Source organism: Pseudooctadecabacter sp., assembly GCF_965657175.1.
Taxonomy (GTDB): domain Bacteria; phylum Pseudomonadota; class Alphaproteobacteria; order Rhodobacterales; family Rhodobacteraceae; genus Octadecabacter.
In genome coordinates this window covers 1-18,613 of sequence record NZ_CBFHNH010000020.1, presented here as the reverse complement: position 1 = coordinate 18,613, position 18,613 = coordinate 1, and the positions used below count along the sequence as shown (strand labels likewise).

At 61.0% G+C, this 18,613-nt stretch carries 21 protein-coding genes and 1 tRNA gene; 13 read left to right on the top strand and 9 right to left on the bottom strand.

Annotated features, from left to right (window positions below; genetic code table 11):
• Window positions 1–11: 11 nt before the first annotated feature.
• From ACTG36_RS14110 to ACTG36_RS14095, 4 genes are all read left to right on the top strand, one after another.
• Entirely contained in the window at window positions 12–800 is a 789-nt protein-coding gene (locus tag ACTG36_RS14110) for a segregation and condensation protein A (RefSeq protein ID WP_439142681.1), read from the top strand.
• Complete coding sequence (gene scpB / locus ACTG36_RS14105; protein ID WP_375281676.1) at window positions 790–1,449, top strand: SMC-Scp complex subunit ScpB; 660 nt, start codon at window positions 790–792, stop codon at window positions 1,447–1,449. Before ACTG36_RS14110 ends, scpB begins: the two co-directional genes overlap by 11 nt.
• Before the next feature lie 90 nt (window positions 1,450–1,539).
• A complete protein-coding gene (locus ACTG36_RS14100) occupies window positions 1,540–1,737 on the top strand; it encodes a hypothetical protein (RefSeq protein WP_375281677.1) in 198 nt (65 codons plus the stop codon).
• Window positions 1,738–1,806: 69 nt separating this feature from the next.
• Complete coding sequence (locus ACTG36_RS14095; RefSeq protein WP_375281678.1) at window positions 1,807–3,303, top strand: sensor domain-containing diguanylate cyclase; 1,497 nt, start codon at window positions 1,807–1,809, stop codon at window positions 3,301–3,303.
• Here ACTG36_RS14095 and ACTG36_RS14090 read toward each other — a convergent pair whose 3' ends face one another.
• The 8 genes from ACTG36_RS14090 to ACTG36_RS14055 form a co-directional block, all read right to left on the bottom strand.
• Complete coding sequence (locus tag ACTG36_RS14090) at window positions 3,304–4,386, bottom strand: 2'-deoxycytidine 5'-triphosphate deaminase (RefSeq protein WP_375281679.1); 1,083 nt, start codon at window positions 4,384–4,386, stop codon at window positions 3,304–3,306. It lies immediately after the preceding gene.
• A gap of 76 nt (window positions 4,387–4,462) precedes the next feature.
• A tRNA-Pro gene (locus tag ACTG36_RS14085) sits at window positions 4,463–4,539 on the bottom strand.
• A gap of 66 nt (window positions 4,540–4,605) precedes the next feature.
• The gene (locus ACTG36_RS14080; protein ID WP_439142678.1) at window positions 4,606–5,331 is read right to left on the bottom strand and encodes a MerR family transcriptional regulator; all 726 of its coding nucleotides are present in this window, start codon (window positions 5,329–5,331) and stop codon (window positions 4,606–4,608) included.
• 20 nt (window positions 5,332–5,351) lie between these two features.
• Window positions 5,352–5,654: an integration host factor subunit alpha gene (gene ihfA, locus ACTG36_RS14075; protein ID WP_375281964.1), complete on the bottom strand. Its 303-nt coding sequence runs from the start codon at window positions 5,652–5,654 to the stop codon at window positions 5,352–5,354.
• Window positions 5,655–5,739: 85 nt separating this feature from the next.
• Window positions 5,740–6,711, bottom strand: a complete 972-nt coding sequence (locus tag ACTG36_RS14070) for a beta-ketoacyl-ACP synthase III (protein WP_375281965.1) — start codon at window positions 6,709–6,711, stop codon at window positions 5,740–5,742.
• Between the two features lie 5 nt (window positions 6,712–6,716).
• Window positions 6,717–7,817 carry a phosphate acyltransferase PlsX gene (gene plsX, locus ACTG36_RS14065; RefSeq protein ID WP_375281966.1) on the bottom strand — a complete coding sequence of 367 codons (1,101 nt, stop codon included), beginning with the start codon at window positions 7,815–7,817 and terminating at the stop codon, window positions 6,717–6,719.
• Between the two features lie 31 nt (window positions 7,818–7,848).
• Entirely contained in the window at window positions 7,849–8,055 is a 207-nt protein-coding gene (gene rpmF / locus ACTG36_RS14060; protein ID WP_296417239.1) for a 50S ribosomal protein L32, read from the bottom strand.
• A gap of 197 nt (window positions 8,056–8,252) precedes the next feature.
• Entirely contained in the window at window positions 8,253–8,807 is a 555-nt protein-coding gene (locus tag ACTG36_RS14055; RefSeq protein ID WP_375281967.1) for a YceD family protein, read from the bottom strand.
• 99 nt (window positions 8,808–8,906) lie between these two features.
• Here ACTG36_RS14055 and ACTG36_RS14050 point away from each other — a divergent pair, with 99 nt between their 5' ends.
• The 3 genes from ACTG36_RS14050 (at window position 8,907) to ACTG36_RS14040 (ending at window position 12,077) form a co-directional block, all read left to right on the top strand.
• Window positions 8,907–9,368, top strand: a complete 462-nt coding sequence (locus tag ACTG36_RS14050; protein ID WP_375281968.1) for an outer membrane protein assembly factor BamE — start codon at window positions 8,907–8,909, stop codon at window positions 9,366–9,368.
• Window positions 9,369–9,397: 29 nt separating this feature from the next.
• Window positions 9,398–10,165, top strand: a complete 768-nt coding sequence (locus ACTG36_RS14045) for a GNAT family N-acetyltransferase (RefSeq protein WP_375281969.1) — start codon at window positions 9,398–9,400, stop codon at window positions 10,163–10,165.
• A gap of 106 nt (window positions 10,166–10,271) precedes the next feature.
• The gene (locus ACTG36_RS14040) at window positions 10,272–12,077 is read left to right on the top strand and encodes an ABC-F family ATP-binding cassette domain-containing protein (RefSeq protein WP_375281970.1); all 1,806 of its coding nucleotides are present in this window, start codon (window positions 10,272–10,274) and stop codon (window positions 12,075–12,077) included.
• Here the strand turns inward: ACTG36_RS14040 and mazG are convergent.
• A complete protein-coding gene (mazG, locus tag ACTG36_RS14035; protein WP_375281971.1) occupies window positions 12,074–12,895 on the bottom strand; it encodes a nucleoside triphosphate pyrophosphohydrolase in 822 nt (273 codons plus the stop codon). The two genes, ACTG36_RS14040 and mazG, sit on opposite strands and share 4 nt — an antisense overlap.
• A gap of 64 nt (window positions 12,896–12,959) precedes the next feature.
• On the opposite strand from mazG, the gene ACTG36_RS14030 reads away from it, so the two are divergent.
• The 6 genes from ACTG36_RS14030 to prmC are packed head-to-tail and all read left to right on the top strand — an operon-like array spanning window position 12,960 to window position 18,500.
• The gene (locus tag ACTG36_RS14030) at window positions 12,960–14,129 is read left to right on the top strand and encodes a M20 aminoacylase family protein (protein WP_375281972.1); all 1,170 of its coding nucleotides are present in this window, start codon (window positions 12,960–12,962) and stop codon (window positions 14,127–14,129) included.
• Window positions 14,129–15,088, top strand: a complete 960-nt coding sequence (speB, locus tag ACTG36_RS14025) for an agmatinase (protein ID WP_375281973.1) — start codon at window positions 14,129–14,131, stop codon at window positions 15,086–15,088. The genes ACTG36_RS14030 and speB (ACTG36_RS14025) overlap by 1 nt, the downstream gene beginning before the upstream one ends.
• A 3-nt stretch (window positions 15,089–15,091) precedes the next feature.
• Window positions 15,092–16,036: an agmatinase gene (gene speB, locus ACTG36_RS14020; RefSeq protein WP_375281974.1), complete on the top strand. Its 945-nt coding sequence runs from the start codon at window positions 15,092–15,094 to the stop codon at window positions 16,034–16,036.
• Between the two features lie 35 nt (window positions 16,037–16,071).
• Entirely contained in the window at window positions 16,072–16,527 is a 456-nt protein-coding gene (locus ACTG36_RS14015; RefSeq protein ID WP_439142672.1) for a DUF1499 domain-containing protein, read from the top strand.
• Between the two features lie 18 nt (window positions 16,528–16,545).
• Entirely contained in the window at window positions 16,546–17,601 is a 1,056-nt protein-coding gene (gene prfA, locus ACTG36_RS14010) for a peptide chain release factor 1 (RefSeq protein ID WP_375281976.1), read from the top strand.
• A complete protein-coding gene (gene prmC, locus ACTG36_RS14005) occupies window positions 17,598–18,500 on the top strand; it encodes a peptide chain release factor N(5)-glutamine methyltransferase (protein WP_375281977.1) in 903 nt (300 codons plus the stop codon). Before prfA ends, prmC begins: the two co-directional genes overlap by 4 nt.
• Window positions 18,501–18,613 lie beyond the last annotated feature (113 nt).

The window sequence follows — 18,613 nt, the reverse complement described above, 5'->3', positions numbered from 1 at the left end:
GAGGGGCAGGGATGTCAGACAGCAGCACCGATCCAGTGATCGACGTCAGCGACCGGCTTGCGGCCGAAGCGCTGATCGTGGACGTGGACGGGTTTGAAGGCCCGCTGGACCTGCTGTTGACCCTTAGCCGGACGCAAAAGGTGGATTTGCGGCAGATTTCGGTGCTGGCGCTGGCGGAACAATACCTCGCCTTTATCGACAAGGCGCGTGATTTGCGGCTGGAACTGGCGGCGGATTATCTGGTCATGGCGGCGTGGCTCGCGTTTTTGAAATCCCGTCTTTTGTTGCCGCCCGATCCCACCGAAGAAGGCCCGTCAGGCGAAGAACTGGCCGCTCATTTGGCGTTTCAGCTGGAACGGCTGGCGGCCATGCGCGATGCGGCGGCCAAATTGATGGCGCGCGACCAACTGGGCCGCGATTTTTTCGCTCGGGGAATCACCGAAGACGTCACGCGGACACGTCGTGTGACATACACTGCGACGCTGTTGGACCTGATGCAGGGCTATGCGCGCATCCGCACCAAAGACGAATTCCGCCCCTTTGTGATGGACCGCGAAAGCGTGTTCACCATGGAGGAGGCTCTGGGGCGCATGCGCGGGTTGATCGGCTTTGCCGGCGACTGGACAGATATCCTGTCTTATCGGCCCGACGGTGGGGAAATGGACCCCGCCAAGCGGCGATCTGCCACCGCGTCGACTTTTGCGGCGTCGTTAGAATTGGCCAAAGAGGGGCGGGTCGAAATCCGCCAAAGCGACACATTCGCGCCCATTCAGATCAGAAGGAAATCCGATGACGGATGATGTGAACGCAGCTGATGAGGCCCCCGAAGAAAGCCTGTTCGAGGCCCCGCCCATGGGCGAACAGGAACGCATGGTCGAAGCGATCTTGTTTGCCACGGCAGAGCCCGTGACCATCAAGGAATTGGCGGGCCGCATGCCCCACGGCTGCGATCCGGCGGAGGCTTTGGTGCATCTGCGCAAACGATACGAAGGGCGCGGCGTGGCCTTGATGCGGGTGGGGGATGCCTACGCGTTCCGCACCGCACCTGACCTTGGATTTCTTATGCAAAAAGAAACGGTTGAGACCCGAAAGCTCAGCCGTGCAGCGGTCGAGACTTTGGCCATTGTGAGCTATCATCAGCCCGTCACCCGCGCCGAGATTGAGGAAATCCGCGGCGTCAGCGTCAGCCGCGGCACCATCGATCAGTTGATCGAACTGGAATGGATCAGATTTGGCCGACGTCGGATGACACCGGGGCGGCCCGTGACCTTTGTTGTGACGCAAAATTTCCTCGATCACTTCGGTCTGGAAAGCGCACGTGATCTGCCGGGCCTCAAAGAACTCCGCTCTGCCGGTCTGCTGGAAAGCCGTCCGGCCCCCGCCACCGGTGAACCCGATGAGGACGACGACGACGACAGCGATCAGACCGAGATGTTCGACGAGGCGTAATGCCCCCATAGTTTTGCCCAAATCTGTCGGTAGGGTAGGAAGAAGGGCCGCGATTGCCTATATACTGTTCACCCTGATCGGAGATCTGACATGGAACGAATTCTGAATATGATTTTGCGCCAACTTGTGAATAGAGGCGTCAACCACGGCATCAATGCTGTCGCCAAACGCGGCCGCGCTAAGGGGCAGGACACCGCCCAAGACCGCGATATGGAACGTCAGGGGCAGCAATCGGCCAAGAATATGCGTCAGGCGTCCAAAGTCATAAAACGGCTTAACAGGTTCTGAATTTCGACTTAGCGAAATATTCATGCGCAGCAGGCCATAAGCCCCACACACCAAATTGTGAGGGTTTTCATGACACAGTCTGCACTTGGCCGCTTTGACGGCCCTCCGATCAATTTCATCCGTATTGCGTTGCGGGCCCGTGTGCCCTTGTCGATCCTCACCATGGCCTGCGGGGTCTTGGGGCTGATTACCAGTTACGCGGGCGTCGATTTGCTGTTGCAACCGCTGAACGGGAAATCTGCGACGCATCCGCTGACAGGGGTGTCATTGATTGGGCTGGGGCTGTGTATCCTCAAAACACGTCGGTTCGGAAGCCATGGTATTTGGCGCCTGCTGGTGCTGGGGACGATCCTGTTGGTCTGTGCCGCACGGGTCATGGATGCAGCTTTGGTGGGGCTGACGGGCGCGCCGCCCCTCAGCGTCTTCGGCCCAGTTGACGGGTTCAGCGGACGGTTTTCTATTGAATCCGCGTTGACCATCGGGGCCTTTGCAGTTGCAACGCTGATCCGCCAAGGCAACGGCCGCGTGGGTGGCTTGTTTTTGGTCGGCGGCTTGACCTTGGTGTTCACGACCGTTCTGGGGATGAGTTACGGGTTGGTCTTCTTTAACGGGGACGTGGGTGTCTTTACGTTTCTGGGGCTGTTGTCTGCGTCGCTGTCGATGCTGTCGATCTATCTGCACCGTCCCTTCGTGCGGGTGGCGTTCATGATGGGGGACATCGGGGTGCAGACGCGGGTTATGGTGGCGTCTATCGTAGTAATTCCCTGGCTGTCTGGGATGGGGCTCAGCTGGTCCGGTGCCATGGGGGAGCAGACCCACGTCGCGGCGATGATCTCGGTGATCACCTGTGCGATGTTGGCGATTTTGCTGACGACCGCCGCGCGGCATGAAGGATCGGTGGCTGCACGACGCCGTGCGGCACGCGAATTGGCAATGTTTGACCGGATCGATCCGGTGACGGGGGCCCTCAACCGGTTCGGCATGACCGAAGTGGTCGAGGGCGCTTGGGTGGATTTCCGAAGCACCGGTGCGCAATTCGGGCTTATCTTGATGGATGTCGACTATTTCAGGAACATCGATGCCACCTTTGGTGAGGGCGATCCCGAGGCAGCTTTGGCGCGGGTGGCGCAAAGCGTGCAAGGCCAGCTGCGCGGCACGGATGCCTTGGGGCGGTGGGGCACGTCGGAGTTTTTGATTCTTTTGAAGATCAAGGATGTCGGCAATCTCGACATCGTTGCAGGCCGTCTGCGCAGGGCCATGGCTGACGTGGCGGGTCCGTTCTGCGCGGGCCTGTCCATGCAGCCCGCCTCACTCGATATCCCCTTGGGGATGAGTGATATGCGCGAAACCGATGATGCGCCCACGGCCGCAATCACGCGCGCAGATCAGGGTCTTTATTTGGCCAAATCCGACGAGGCCTCGACCGTACCTGTCATGGCAATGGAAGGCGAAGACGTCTTTGTCTTCGCACCGGACCCGACGCTTTCGGACGAGGAAAAATTCATGATGGATGCGGACGCCGATTCCGTCGAAATTGACGACGATGAAGACGTGCGGGCCGCTTGATCAGTCGGGTGATCTGAAGTGCTTCGACAGTTTCAGCCCCTGACCCTGATAGTTGGATTTGATGTCCTGCCCATAGAGAGCTTTTGGAGTTTGGGACATATGTTCGTAAACCAAGCGCCCGACGATCTGCCCATGTTCAAGAACGAAGGGTGCCTCGTGACACCGGACCTCAAGAACGCCGCGTGACCCTTGCCCGCCTGCACTGTCCCAGCCGAAACCGGGATCAAAAAACCCTGCATAATGCACGCGAAATTCCCCGACCATCGCCAAATAGGGGGCCATTTCGGCGGCGCAATCAGGGGGGATGGCAATCGCCTCACGGCTGACAAGGATGTAGAACGCACCGGGGTCGAGGATGATGCGCCCATCATTGGTGTGGACCTCCTCCCAGAAATCGTTGGGGTCATAGTGGTTGATCTGCCCCAGATCGATGACGCCCGTGTGCGGTTTGGCCCGGTATCCCACAAGGTCCCCATCGGAGGGGCGCAAATCGACAGAAAAGCCCAGCCCGTCTGAGATCACGGCGTCGCCATCCACGATCGGGGTCGATTGATGCAGGGCCAAAAGTTCGGCGTCGGTCATCAAGGTTTTGCCCTGACGGAAGATGATCTGGTTCAACATCAGCCCCGGCCGAACCAGAACCGAAAAAGACCGCGGGCAGATTTCAACGAAAAGCGGGCCGGAGTAGCCATCGGGCACCCGGTCAAACTCCACACCTTGATCCGTGATGATCCGCGTCAGCAGATCAAGCCGTCCGGTGGACGACTTGGCGCTGGCCGCAGCTGTCATCCCTTGGGGTAGGGCGAGGGCCTCCATCAGGGGCACCACATAGACGCAGCCTTTTTCAAGAACCGCCCCACCGGTGAGGTCAATCTCATGCATTGTGAATTGCGCGAGCCGGTCCGCGACCGTGTGGTCTTTGCCCGCCAAAAACGAGGCCCGCACCCGGTAGGCTTTCGCACCCAGCCGAAGATCCAGCGATGCAGGCTGGACTTGGCCCTCTTCAAGCGGGGCACTGGCCGAAATACCGCCCTGAGCCAACAGTTGTGAAATCTGGGTGTCAGACAGAACGCCTGTTTTCATGGGATCATCGCCTTTCAACTGGCTGTCGGACACAAAATCGCCCGCCAACGCATCAGCGTGGCGGGCGGTTTTTCAATGGTCGGGCTAGCAGGACTCGAACCTGCGACCTTCCGTCCCCCAGACGGACGCGCTACCAGGCTGCGCCATAGCCCGACTTGAGCGCGTTCATACCGGAAATGTCCGCTGGGGCAAGGCGTAAAACGCATGATTCTGCGCAGACTAGCGGGTTTCGATCCGGCCGCGCAGATCGCGCATCCGTTCCAGCAAGGGTGCGATGGTCTGGGCCTTGGCCGCGATACGGTCATGGGGCGCATCGCGCAACAGGTGAAACAGGCGCGCCGGTGCTTTGCTGTCGCTGTCCGATGGATCGGCAGGCACGGACGGGGCCACGTCGGATGTCGCGGCCGCATCTGCGACGGGCGTGGCGTCAACGGGCGGCGCCTCGGCTGCGACGGTTTCAACCGGCGCCGCATCTGCAGCCGCAGGTGTTTCTGCTGATGTGTCTTTGGCGCTTAGGTCCAAGGTCAGGGCAGGGCCGTCTGCTTTGGGGGGCAATGGGACGACATTGGTGATTTCGACCGTTGCCTCAGGTTCGGTGGGCGCGGGATCTGCGGGCACCGTGGCTTCGGGTGGCGTGGGCTCAGGGGCCGCATCAACCGTATTGCCGGGCAGGAGGGCGGCACCCACGGCCGATACGGATTTGACGCCTTGTTCGCGCAGCAGTTTTTGCGCGCCTTTGATCGTCATTCCGTCTTCGTGGAGCAATTTCTTGATGCCCGCCAACAGATCAACATCCGCAGGGCGGTAATAGCGCCGACCGCCGGCGCGTTTCACGGGCTTAACTTGCGCGAATTTGCTTTCCCAAAACCGCAGCACATGGGCAGGCACATCCAGTGCCTCGGACACTTCTGAGATCGTTCGAAAGGCATCGCGGGACTTGGACATGGGATCGTCCTTTCGCGTCGTTAGCGTTTGTTGCCAGCTGCGACGCGGTCTTTCATCAGGTGGCTGGGCCGAAAGCTGAGAACACGGCGCGGGGTGATGGGCACCTCTTCGCCGGTCTTGGGGTTGCGGCCCACACGGGCCGCCTTGTCGCGGATCGAAAACGTACCGAAGGAGGAGATTTTGACGCTGTCGCCTTTGGCCAGGGCATCGGACATATGGGTCAGCACGGATTCCACCAAATCGGCACTTTCATTGCGGGACAGGCCCACTTCTTGATGTACGGCATCCGCCAGGTCCATCCGCGTCAACGTCTTGTCGGTCATTGTGTCCCCCTCTGGAATTCCTGCAACTTTAGGCCGACCGCAAAAAGAGAGTCAATAACAACGGGTTGTCAGACGTAGTTGACAGCTACCAGCGGATGACGACAGCGCCCCACGCCAGACCGCCGCCGATGGCCTCGGTGACCAGCAGATCGCCAGGTTTGATCTGGCCGCGCTCGCCCCCCACCGACAGGGCCAATGGGATGGACGCAGCGGAGGTGTTGCCGTGGTCTTGGACGGTCACAACGACCTTATCCATGCTGAGGCCAAGTTTCTTGGCGGTCCCTTGAATGATGCGGATGTTGGCCTGATGGGGGACAACCCAATCCACGTCGTCATGGGGCACGCCCGCCTTATCAAGCGCGGTTTGCGCAGTTGAGGCGAGCTTTTCGACCGCTTGCCGGAACAGCGCATTGCCCTGCATCTTGATAAAACCGGTCTGCTGGCTGACCATGCCGCCATCCACATAGAGCATGTCGCGGTGGCGCCCGTCGGAATTGAGGTCCACGCCAAGAATACCACGGTCTTGCGCGGTGCCGGTGCCTTCTGTGGCCTCAAGCACCAGCGCGCCCGCGCCGTCCCCGAACAAAACGCAGGTGCTGCGGTCTGTCATGTCGAGGATGCGTGAAAACGTCTCTGCGCCGATGACAAGGACACGGCGCGCCTGACCGGACAGAATCAGGCCCTGCGCATTGCCCAAGGCAAAGACAAAGCCCGCGCATACCGCCTGCACATCGTAGGCAAAGCCGCGCGTCATGCCCAGTTTTTGCTGGATCATCGTGGCCGCCGACGGGAACGTCAGATCAGGGGTGGAGGTCGCCACAATGATGGCGTCGATGTCGTCGGGGGCGAGCCCTGCCATGGTCAGCGCGTTCTGCGCGGCCTTAGTGCCCAGATCGGAGGTGAATTCATCGGGTCCCGCAAAATGTCTGCGTTCAATGCCGGACCGTGTGCGGATCCATTCATCACTGGTGTCGACGAGGGCTTCGAATTCCGCATTGGGGACCACCCGTTCGGGCAGGTGGTGGCCGACGCCGGTGACAGTGGCGCGAATGGTCATTGGTGTTAGGTGTCCTTGCTCGCGCCGGTGTCCGGCTTGTCTTCCGTTGCGTCATCTTGCGCATGGACGGCGGCGGATGCAACCCGTGCGGCCAGCTTGTCTGCAAAGCCCGAGCGGCCAAGCCGTGCGGCCAGATCAAGGGCGGCTTTCACGCCGGTGGCGTCAGCCGACCCGTGGGATTTGATCACGGTGCCGTTGAGGCCAAGAAACACACCGCCGTTGACGCGGCGGGGATCGATTTTCTTTTTCAGACGGCGCAGCGAAGTGGCGGCCAAAAGGGCGGCGATGCGGCTAAAGGGCGTGGCCTTAAAGGCGCTGCGCAAACTGTCTGAGATAAAGTTCGCTGTGCCTTCGCCGGTTTTCAGCGCGATATTACCGGTGAACCCGTCCGTCACAACCACATCCACACGGGCGGAGGGCAGGTCGCCGCCTTCGACGAATCCCACATAGTCGAAATCGCCCTTGGGGGCGGTGCGGGCGATCATGTCACCGGCGACTTTCAGCTCAGCCCGGCCTTTGTGCTCTTCGGTGCCAACGTTGAGCAGCCCCACGCGGGGACGTGTCAGGCCCAGACCGTTGCGCGCGTAGGACGCGCCCATGAGCGCGTAGGTCAACAGATCCTCTTCATCGGCGCGAATGTCCGCACCGGCATCCAGCATCACATTGAACCCTGTTCCATTGCGCGATGGCCACAGGCAGGCGATGGCGGGGCGGTTGACGCCCTCGGCCTTGCGCAGGCGGATCATCGACACCGCCATCAGCGCACCGGTGTTGCCGCAGGACACACAGACCGCGGCCTTTTTGGCGCGCACGGCCTCAACCGCGGACCACATGGATGTGGTTTTGCCGTGGCGCATCACATGGGACGGCTTGTCGGTCATGGACACGACATCGTCGGCATGCACGACCGTCACGCGGTCGGTGATCCTCTTTTTGTCCAGCAGGGGCCTGATTTGGTCTTCGATCCCGTGCAACAGAATATGGGCGTCCGTGTCGCGGGCCAAAAACAGCGCAAGGCCCGCAACCACTGGTGCGGGCCCTTGGTCGCCGCCCATGGCGTCGACCGATAATACAAGTGTGTCAGCAGATGGGTCAGCAGCGCTCATCGGTATTCCCCTTGAGGTCCGACCCTAAGGCTTATGCTGCGTCGTCGTCCAGATCGATTTCGTCGGCCTGCGCCACAACTTCACGATCTGCATAGGACCCGCAGGACGGGCAGATGTGGTGGGGGCGCTTCAACTCACCGCAGGAGGGGCATTCGTTTGGGTTTGCACCGTCCAGAGCGTGGTGGGACCGACGGTTGTTCCGACGGGATTTGGAGATTTTATTCTGTGGGACAGCCATGTCGCAACCTCGGGTAGGGGGCCATTTGTATCGGGTGGCCCGTGTGAATTTCGCTTTCAGACCTGCGTTTCGCCGGTCGTTCGGGCGGCTTTAGGATAAATCCCACCGCCTGTCGAGACGTGATCTGAAAGGAAGCGCGAACATACTGCGATTCCTTTATTTGGCAAGGGGTTTTCGGGCCCCGCGACCCATGCGCCTTAGCTAACGTCATCGTCCTTGTTTTCAAGGCTGTCACGCAGGGCGGCAAGCCCCGCAAAGGGGCGTGCGTCTTCGTCCGTCATGGCCGCTTTGCCGGGTTCGGTATATTGCACGGACCCGATCTCTGCCCCGTTCTTGCGCGGGAAGGGCGGCAGGGACAGCGCCAGCGCCTCTGCCATGACGGCAACCAGATCAAGGGTTTCGGGCAAAGGTTCGGTGGTGTCGTCCTCGGGCATTTCGACCTCAGCCGCGTCTGGGTCCTCGAAATTGGCCGAATAGGTGCGCAACACGTCGTCGTCGATGCGTGTGGTTACGGGTTCAAGCGTGACAACGCAGGCCTGCTGGACCGTGGCACCCAATGTGGCCTCAAGCCGCCAGTCGGTTTTGCCCATAGGAATAAGCTCCCCCTCAAGGCGCAGCTTGCGGATTGTCAGCACATCCAACGCCTCTGCCAATTCCGCGCGCCCCGCAGCATCCGGTTCAATCTGGATAGGCGTGCGCTTGCGGCTTGGCAGGTCGGACAGGCGGACAATATGGCGGGGACGATCGGACATGTGCGGCAACCCTTGAAAACGGCGGTGTCTTGGCTGTAAATGCGTCAAACGCCGCGAAAAGCCAATGCAAAAGCATCGGCGCGCGCAGGAGGGGTAAGCATGACGCCAACAGGTCGCATGATCCGGGCCACATTGGTGGGCACGGCGCTGTTTATGGCGGTGGGCTGCACCACGATGTATCGCAACCACGGCTATGCCCCCACAGATGACCAACTGGCCGAAGTGCTGGTGGGCATCGACACCCGTGACACAGTGGCCGATGTGGTCGGCCCCCCGACAGCATCGGGTGTGACCGATGGCGGGGATTTCTTCTACGTCCAAAGCCGGTTCCGTCTTTATGGCCCACTTGAACCCAAAGAGATTGACCGTGAGGTCGTGGCGATCCGTTTTGACGCCGAAGGCATCGTATCCAACGTGGAACGGTTCGGGCTTGAGAACGGCAATGTCGTGCCGTTGTCGCGCCGTGTGACGCAAGACAACGTGCGCGACACCACCTTCCTGCGGCAGCTGTTCGGGTCCATCGGCCGCTTCAACGCTGGCGATTTTCTGGGCGACGGGTAAGTGCTGCGTCTGATCTGAAGGGGCCGCATGTGGCAAAGGATCAGCCTGTTTTAACGATAGAAAGCGTGGCGCGTGGCGGCTATGTGGCGCGTTTGGCTGTGTCGGACGCCGATGTTGCCGCCTGTCAGCGGCTGCGCCATTTGTGTTTTGTTGAGGCCGCACAGCTGCCCACCCGCGCAGGGGGGCTGGATGCGGACGGCTTTGACGCCGCCTGCGACCATGTGTTGGTTGAGGACGCCACGGGCCGATTGGTCTGTTGCTACCGGATGCAGGTGTTTGGCTCGCTTGGGGCGATGCAGCAGGGCTACACCGGCCAGTTTTATGACCTGTCCGATTTGGATGTGCCCGGCCCATACGTCGAACTGGGCCGCTTTTGTGTGGCCCCCAATGTGATTGACGCGGATGTGGTGCGGCTGGCGTGGGGGATGCTGGCGCGGATTGTGGATGCGCGCGGTGGCAAGCTGCTCTTTGGCTGTTCGTCTTTTTCCGGTGTTGATGCGCAGGCCTACGCCGACTGTTTTGATCTGCTGGCCGCGCGTCATGTGTCGGGCACGGTGGGCGTTAAAGCCGCCGAGGTGTTGGAATTCGCCGCCAATGCGGGGCCGCTGAAGGACCGGCGCGCAGCACTGGCCAAGGTGCCGCCGTTGTTGCGGACCTATCTGTCCATGGGCGGCTGGGTCAGCGACCATGCCGTGATCGACCGCGATATGAACACCCTGCATGTCTTCACAGGGGTTGAGATTGACCGCGTGCCGCCTGCGCGCGCCGCCGCTTTGCGCGCCGTCGCGGCGCCATAGAAAGATTTGGGCCTCCGGCGGGAGTTTTTCTGGCCAGATGAACAAGGGATCCCTTTGCGCGGTTTTTGCGGTTGATCACGGGCAGGGGCGGGGCTAGCTGACACCCATGGCACGCGCACCTTTATTACAAGCATCCGACATTTCCCTGACCTTCGGGGGGGAACCCGTTTTCGACGACCTGTCACTTGTGGTTCAACCGGGTGACCGGGTGGCGCTGGTGGGGCGCAACGGGTCGGGCAAATCGACCTTGTTGAAGGTCATGGCAGGCTTGGTTGAACCGGACAAAGGCAGCGTCGTGGCCGCACCGGGCCTGAGCGTCGGGTATATGGAGCAAGACCCCACGATGGAAGGCTGCGCGACCTTGGGCGATTACGCAGCCTCTGGGTTGGACATCAGCGAGGCGTGGCGCGTGGATGCTGTGGCCGAGGGGCTGAAATTCGATCCCGCGCGCGACGTGTCCGTGGCCTCGGGCGGGGAACGGCGGCGTGCTGCGCTGGCGAAACTCATGGCCGAAGCGCCAGGATTGATGCTGCTGGATGAGCCGACGAACCACCTCGATATCGAGGCGATCCGCTGGCTGGAACGTGAACTCGGCCAGACCAAAGCGGGCTTTGTTTTGATCTCACACGACAGGGCATTTTTGAACGCGCTGACCCGTGCAACGCTGTGGATCGATCGTGGTGCGGTGCGGCGGCAGGAAAAGGGGTTTGAACACTTCGAGGCGTGGCGCGACAAGACGTGGGACGACGAAGACATGCAGCGCCACAAGCTGAACCGTAAGATTAAGGCGGAGGCGCGCTGGGCCGTCGAAGGGATTTCCGCGCGCCGCAAACGCAACCAAGGCCGCGTCCGCGCGCTACAGGATTTGCGCGCCGAAAGGGCAGGACAGATCAAACGGCAGGGCACAGCGGCCATGGCGTTTGAGGCGGGGCAAAGTTCCGGCAAAAAGGTGATTGAGGCGTTTGGCCTGACCAAAGCATTCGACGACAAGACCATCGTGCGCGGGTTTGATCTGACCGTGCAGCGCGGCGACCGTGTGGCCTTTGTCGGCCCCAATGGCGTGGGCAAAACGACTCTGATCAAGATGCTGCTGGGGGAGGTGGCGCCCGACACCGGATCGGTCAAACACGGCACCAATCTGGACATTGCCGTCTTCGATCAGGCGCGCGCGCAGCTGAACCCTGAAACCACGTTATGGGACAATCTGACGACAGACCCCAGCATGGCGGTCAGCGGCAAGGCCGACCAGATCATGGTGCGCGGCCAGCCCAAACATGTGGTGGGCTACCTTAAGGAATTCTTGTTCGACGAACGTCAGGTCCGCGCCCCGGTCCGGTCCCTGTCTGGCGGCGAAAAGGCGCGGCTGCTGTTGGCGCGGCTGATGGCGCGGGAATCCAATGTCCTGATCTTGGACGAACCGACAAACGATCTGGATATCGAAACGCTTGATCTGTTGCAGGACCTGTTGGGCGACTACCCCGGCACGGTAATGCTGGTCAGTCACGACCGCGATTTCATCGACCGTGTGGCGACAACAACCATCGCCATGGAAGGCGGCGGCAAGGCCGTGACCTACGCGGGCGGCTGGTCTGATTATCAGGCCCAACGGGCCGAGGACATGCCAGCGCCCGTCAAGGCCGATGCGCCTAAGCCCAAGGCGGAAAAGGCCGCCCCCGCGCCGAAATCCGAAGGCCTCAGCTTTACCGAAAAGCACCGGTTGGCCGAACTGCCCGCCGTCATTGAACGGCTGGAGGCGGAGATTGCCAAGCTGGAAGGGCTGATGGCCGATCCCGACTTGTTCACGCGGGAGCCGGTGAAATTCCAGAAAGCGACGGACGCGCTGGTCGAACGGCAGAACAAGCTGGCAGAGGCTGAGGAAGAATGGCTGATGTTGGAAGAAAAGGCGGTCTAGCTACGTCGCTCTGCCGCCTTCACTTCGTCCCATAGGGCGTCCATCTCAACCAAGTCACTGTCCGCAGGGGTTTTGCCACGGGCGGCCAATGCGTCTTCGACGCCTTCGAACCGACGTTGAAATTTGGCGTTGGCGCGACGCAGGGCGTCTTCGGGGTCGATGTTCAGGTGCCGTGCCAGATTGGCCATGACGAACAGCAGATCGCCCACCTCTTCGGTCAGCGCCTCTTGCGTCAGGGTATCGCGGGCCTCGACCACCTCGGCGGCTTCTTCGGCGATTTTGTCGATCACGTGGCCCACGTCCGGCCAGTCAAACCCCACACGGGCCGCCCGTTTTTGCAATTTCAGCGCGCGCAACAGCGCAGGCAGGCCCACGGCCACACCATCAAGCGTGCGGGTTTCGGCGCGCTGGGCGCGTTCGGCGGCTTTGATTTTTTCCCAATCAGCGGATTGCTGATCGGGGGTTTTGGCATTGCTTTCGTCCCCAAACACATGGGGGTGACGGGCGACCATCTTGTCCGACATGGTGCGCGCCACGTCCGCAAAAGTGAAATGCCCCGCGTCCTTGGCCATTTGCGCGTGGAACACGGATTGAAACAGCAGGTCTCCCAATTCACCCTTCAGATCATCCATATCGCCGCGGTCGATGGCATCTGCGACCTCGTAGGCCTCTTCAATCGTGTAGGGGGCGATGGTCACAAAGGTCTGTTCCACATCCCACGGGCAGCCGGTGTCGGGGTCGCGTAGGGCCGCCATGATCGCCAAAAGGCGGTCCATTTGCTGGTCGTCTTGCGTGGCGTGGATCAAGTCATCGGACATATTGTGGCGCATCCCCGTTGGTGTCACAGTGACGCTATCCACCCCCGCCACAGAGGTCCAGCCGATGCCCGTGATTAACCGAATTGCAAGCTATGCCGACGAGATGACGGCCTGGCGCAGGCACCTGCATCAGCACCCTGAATTGGGCCAGCAGTGCCATGAAACGGCTGCCTATGTGGTTGAACGACTGCGGGAGTTTGGGATTGACGAAATTCACGAAGGTATGGCCATTTCCGGCGTCATCGCCGTGATCGATGGGCAGGGCGAGGGGCCCACCATCGGCCTGCGCGCCGATATGGACGCGCTCCCCATAGCCGAGACGACGGGGGCCGATTGGGCCTCAACCCGACCTGGAAAGATGCATGCTTGCGGCCATGACGGACACACGACGATGTTGCTGGGGGCCGCGAAATATCTAGCGGAAACCCGTAACTTTGCTGGCCGTGTGGTTCTGATTTTTCAACCGGCTGAGGAAACCGGCGGCGGGGCGGAACTGATGGTCGAAGAAGGCGTGCTTGACCGTTTCGACATCCGTGACGTCTATGCGTTGCACAACGCACCTGGCACCCCTGTGGGGCAGTTCTACACCACACCGGGGCCGATCATGGCCGCCGTCGATACCTTCCACGTGGACATCAAAGGCGAAGGCGGCCACGGCGCCTATCCCCATGAGACCCGCGACCCGATCCCGCCTGCGCTGGCCATCGCACAGGCCATGGGCACCATCGTCAGCCGCAACCACTTTGCGCTGGATGAACTGGTGGTGTCGGTGACGATGATCCATGCGGGCACGGCGGACAACGTGATCTCAGAGGATGCCTATCTGGGCGGCACCGTGCGGACCTTCGACCGGGAGGTCAAAGCCTTGGTCAAACGCCGGATGGAGGAGATCGTGGCAGGCCATGCCGCAGCGTTTAACGTCGAAGCGACGCTGCGCTACGAAGAGGGTTTCCCGCCCACGATCAACACCCCCGATGAGACCGTTTTCGCAGCAGATGTGGCCCGTGAGGTCGCGGCCGAAGGCAGTGTGCGCGATGACGCGCATCCCGAAATGGGCGCAGAGGATTTCGCCTATTTCCTAGAACACCGTCCGGGCTGTTATCTGTTTGTGGGCAATGGCGACACAGCGGGTTTGCACCAGCCCAACTACGATTTTGATGATGCGACGTCGCCCTATGGCGCGTCGTTCTTTGCGCGCATCGCAGAGCGCGCCCTACCTTTGGGGGACAGCTGATGGCTTTGGAAGATGCACGCGGACAGATCGATCTGGCCTTCACCCGCGATGACCTGAAGGGGGCGGCCTTTGAAAACACCTTCGGCGGGGCCACGTCGTTTTTGCGGCGCAAATACACCAAGGATTTGAAGGGCGTAGATCTGGTTGTGACCGGCGTGCCCTTCGATCAGGCGGTCACTAACCGGCCTGGTACTCGATTTGGTCCACGTGCCATCCGTGAGGCCAGCAGCCTGCAACCCTACGATCCGCCCTACGGCTGGGGCTTTGACCCGCTTGAGGATTTCGCCATCGCGGACTACGGCGATCTGGCCTTTGACTATGCCAATGTCGCGGCCACGCCGGCGGCGATTGAGGCGCATATCGCGGGCATCCTCGCACAAGGGCCGGGGACGGTGACGCTGGGCGGGGATCACTTTATCACGCTTCCAATCCTCAAGGCCTATGCGGCGAAATACGGCCCCCTCGGGATTATCCAGTTCGATGCCCATTCGGACCTGTGGGCCGACGACGACATGGACCGCGTGGACCACGGGACGTTTATGTATAAGGCCGTCAAACTGGGTCTGGTGGACCCCGCGCGGTCGGTTCAGATCGGCATTCGGACGGAATGTGATGATTATCTGGGGATCGAATACCTTGATGCGCGCACTTGCCACGAGAAGGGCAGCGATTGGGTTGTGGCCCGCACCAAAGAGATCGTGGGCGACGGCGCGACCTATGTGACCTTCGATATTGATGCGTTGGACCCAGCGTTCGCGCCGGGCACGGGCACGCCCGTTTGGGGCGGGCTGGCCAGTTGGCAGGCCGCAGCCATGCTGCGCGATCTGGCGGGGATTAACATGGTGGGCGGCGATGTGGTTGAGGTTTCACCCCCCTATGACACCACCGGGGCCACGGCCATCGCGGGGGCGCATGTGGCGTTTGAACTGTGCTGTCTAAACCTTTGGAACAAGAGGTAAAACATGGATTACAATCAGCCCGTATCCGGCAATGATCTGCCCCGTTTCGCAGGGCTTCAGACCTTTATGCGCCTGCCAGATGCAGCCAGCGCCGAAGGTTTGGATGTGGGGTTCATCGGCATCCCCATGGACATCGGCACCTCATGGCGGTCCGGCACGCGCTTTGGCCCCAAACAATTGCGCCAGGAAAGCGCGATGATCCGGCCCTACAATATCCAGACCGGTGCGGCACCATTTGACAGCCTGCAATGTGCTGATCTGGGGGATGTGGCGGTAAATACGTTTTCGCTGGCGGATAGTTTATCAATTATTCAAAAGACTTACGAGGACATCCTAAAGCATCCTGTCATCCCCATGGGGCTGGGCGGAGATCATTCTATGACCTTGCCAATCCTGCGGGCCATGGCGAAGACACACGGGCCTCTGGCGCTGGTGCATGTGGACGCCCATGCAGACGTCAACGATGAAATGTTCGGGGAGCGTGAAACCCACGGCACCGTTTTCCGACGAGCCTATGAAGAAGGGATCATAACCCCCTCAAAAGTCTGGCAAATTGGGCTTCGTGGCACCGGCTACACCGCCGAAGATTTCACCGAGGCTGCGGGCTGGGGGTTCAACCAAAGACTTGCATCAAGTCTGTGGCACAAGCCTTTGGATACGCTGGGAAAAGAGATTGTAGAGAGCATCGGGGATCAGCCTTGCTATATCACCTACGACATCGACAGCCTTGACCCCAGTTTCGCGCCGGGCACTGGCACGCCTGAAATCGGCGGGCTGACCACGCCGCAGGCCATGCAATTGATCCGCAATCTGCGGGGGCTGAATGTGGTGGGTTGTGATCTCGTCGAAGTCTCTCCGCCTTATGATCCCAGCGGCAACACCGCGCTGGTGGGGGCGAATATCATGTTTGAAATGCTGAGCATCTTGCCCGGCGTGAAATACCGCTAAGTCTTCATGTCGAAGGCAATAAAGGAACACCATTCGTGACATATATTGGATACATCCTAGTCGGCCTGTTGGCCGCGGCTCTGGCCCTGATGGCCTACGTCCGTCTGGCCCCCGTCAATGCTGCTGTCTGGCACGACACGGGTCTGCCGATGATGGAACCCGGACAATACCCCGCCGAGGGCAGTTTCATCGAACAACGCAGGCTGGATGGCGGCGGCGGCGATGTGCTGGCCCGTCTGGATGCGATCATTCGCGAAACGCCGCGCACCCAAAGGGTCGCCGGATCGGTCGAGACCGGCAAGATCACCTATGTAACGCGCTCTCGCGTGATGGGTTTTCCCGATTATACGACCGTCACCTTGATGCAGTCGCCTGATGGCACCGCGTCGACCCTACAGGTCTACGGGCGGCTGCGGTTCGGCAAGGCCGATCTGGGTGTGAACCGAGCGCGGATTTTGGGGTGGCTGGCCGCGCTTGACGCGGGCCGCTAAGCGGGTAGACCGTACCCCATGATACCCACCGACAGAATGCAGCAGATCACGGAACGCTTTGAGTTCCTGGAAGCCCGGATGGGCGAGGGGCTGAGCGGTGAAGACTTCGTCGCCGTCAGCCGCGAATACGCCGAATTGCGCCCCGTGGTTGAGGTCGTGCGCGGCTACCGCGATCTGGTGGAGGAGATCGACGGGGCGGAGGCGATGCTGTCCGACCCCGAGATGAAAGAACTCGCTGAGATGGAGCTGCCCGATCTGCGCGCCCGTCTGCCTGAGGCCGAACAGGCCGTGAAACTGGCCCTGATTCCGCGCGATGCCGCCGATGGCAAACCCGCGCTGGTGGAAATTCGCCCCGGCACCGGCGGGGATGAGGCGGCGTTGTTCGCCGGTGACCTGCTGCGCATGTACACCCGCTACGCCGAAGCGCGTGGCTGGAAGTTCGAAATCCTTGAGCAAAGCGAAAGTGAGTTGGGCGGGATCAAAGAAGTGACGGCTCGGGTGTCCGGCGAAAACGTCTTTGCGCGGATGAAATATGAAAGCGGCGTGCACCGCGTGCAGCGCGTGCCTGAGACCGAAAGCGGCGGGCGCATCCACACCTCCGCGGCAACTGTGGCTGTGTTGCCAGAGGCAGAGGACGTGGATATCCAGATCAACCCGGGCGACATCCGCATCGATACGATGCGCGCGTCAGGCTCCGGCGGGCAGCACGTGAACACCACCGATTCTGCGGTGCGGATCACCCACATTCCGTCAGGGATCGTGGTCACCAGTTCCGAGAAATCCCAACACCGCAACCGTGAGATCGCGATGCAGGTCCTCAAGACGCGGCTCTATGATGCGGAGCGTCAAAAACTGCATGATGAACGGTCGGCGGACCGCGCGTCGCAGGTCGGGTCCGGCGACCGGTCCGAACGCATCCGCACCTATAATTTCCCCCAAGGCCGCATGACGGACCACCGCATCAACCTGACCTTATACAAATTGGATCAGATCATGCAGGGCGATCTGGATGAGGTCATGGATGCCCTGATCCAAGACGCGCAGGCGGCGGCTTTGGCCGAGATGGGGGAGTGATCCGTTTATGGCGTTGGATCATCTCAATCGTGCGTCCCGTTAAGGTCGATCCAAACCCAATGACCGTGCAACAGGCCCTTGCGGCAGGAACAGCGATCCTCAAACAAGCGGATATTCCGGATCCTGCCCGCGATGCGCGGCTGTTGATGGCGGCCTGCCTAGGCGTCGATGCGGGGCGACTGACCTTGCACGTCCAAGACAACATGGACGCCGCCGCTGAGGCGGTGTTTATGGCCGATGTCCAACGCAGGGCAGGCGGGCAGCCCATGTCACACCTGCTGGGCTACCGCGACTTCTGGTCCTACCGGTTCAAGGTCACGCCTGATGTGTTGGACCCGCGCCCGGAAACGGAAACCTTGATTGAGGCCGCTTTGGCGCAGCCCTTCGACAGCGTCCTTGATCTGGGCACCGGATCGGGCTGCATCCTGCTGACGCTTCTGGCCGAACGGGGCGGGGCCACTGGAATTGGCGCTGATGCCTCTCCGGCTGCATTGCACATCGCCGAACAGAATGCGGCTGAATTGGGCGTCGCGGACCGCTGCGCGTTGGAGGTCAGTGATTGGTACGCAGGCGTCGAGGGCACCTATGATCTGATCGTGTCCAATCCGCCTTATATCGCCGCCGATGAGATGCCCGGCCTCACGGCTGAGCTCTTTCATGAGCCGCGCATGGCCCTCACGGACGAAGCCGACGGACGATCGTGTTACCGCATCATCACCGCCGGTGCGCGCGCGCATCTGGTGCAGGGCGGCTGGCTGATGGTTGAGATCGGACCGACCCAGGGGGCGGCCGTGTCGCAGTTGTTTGACGCCGCCGGTTTGACAGACGTTCAGATTCGCACGGACCTTGATGGGCGGGATCGCGTGGTTATCGGCCAAAACCCGCAACAAACTGCATAAATTGCCCTCTATTTGCAGAATCTACTTGCGAATGGCGGGCGGGGCGGCATAGTCAGGCTTGTCGACATTGCAGCCTTGGCCTCCGTTGACGCAGCCAGAACATCGCAGGCATC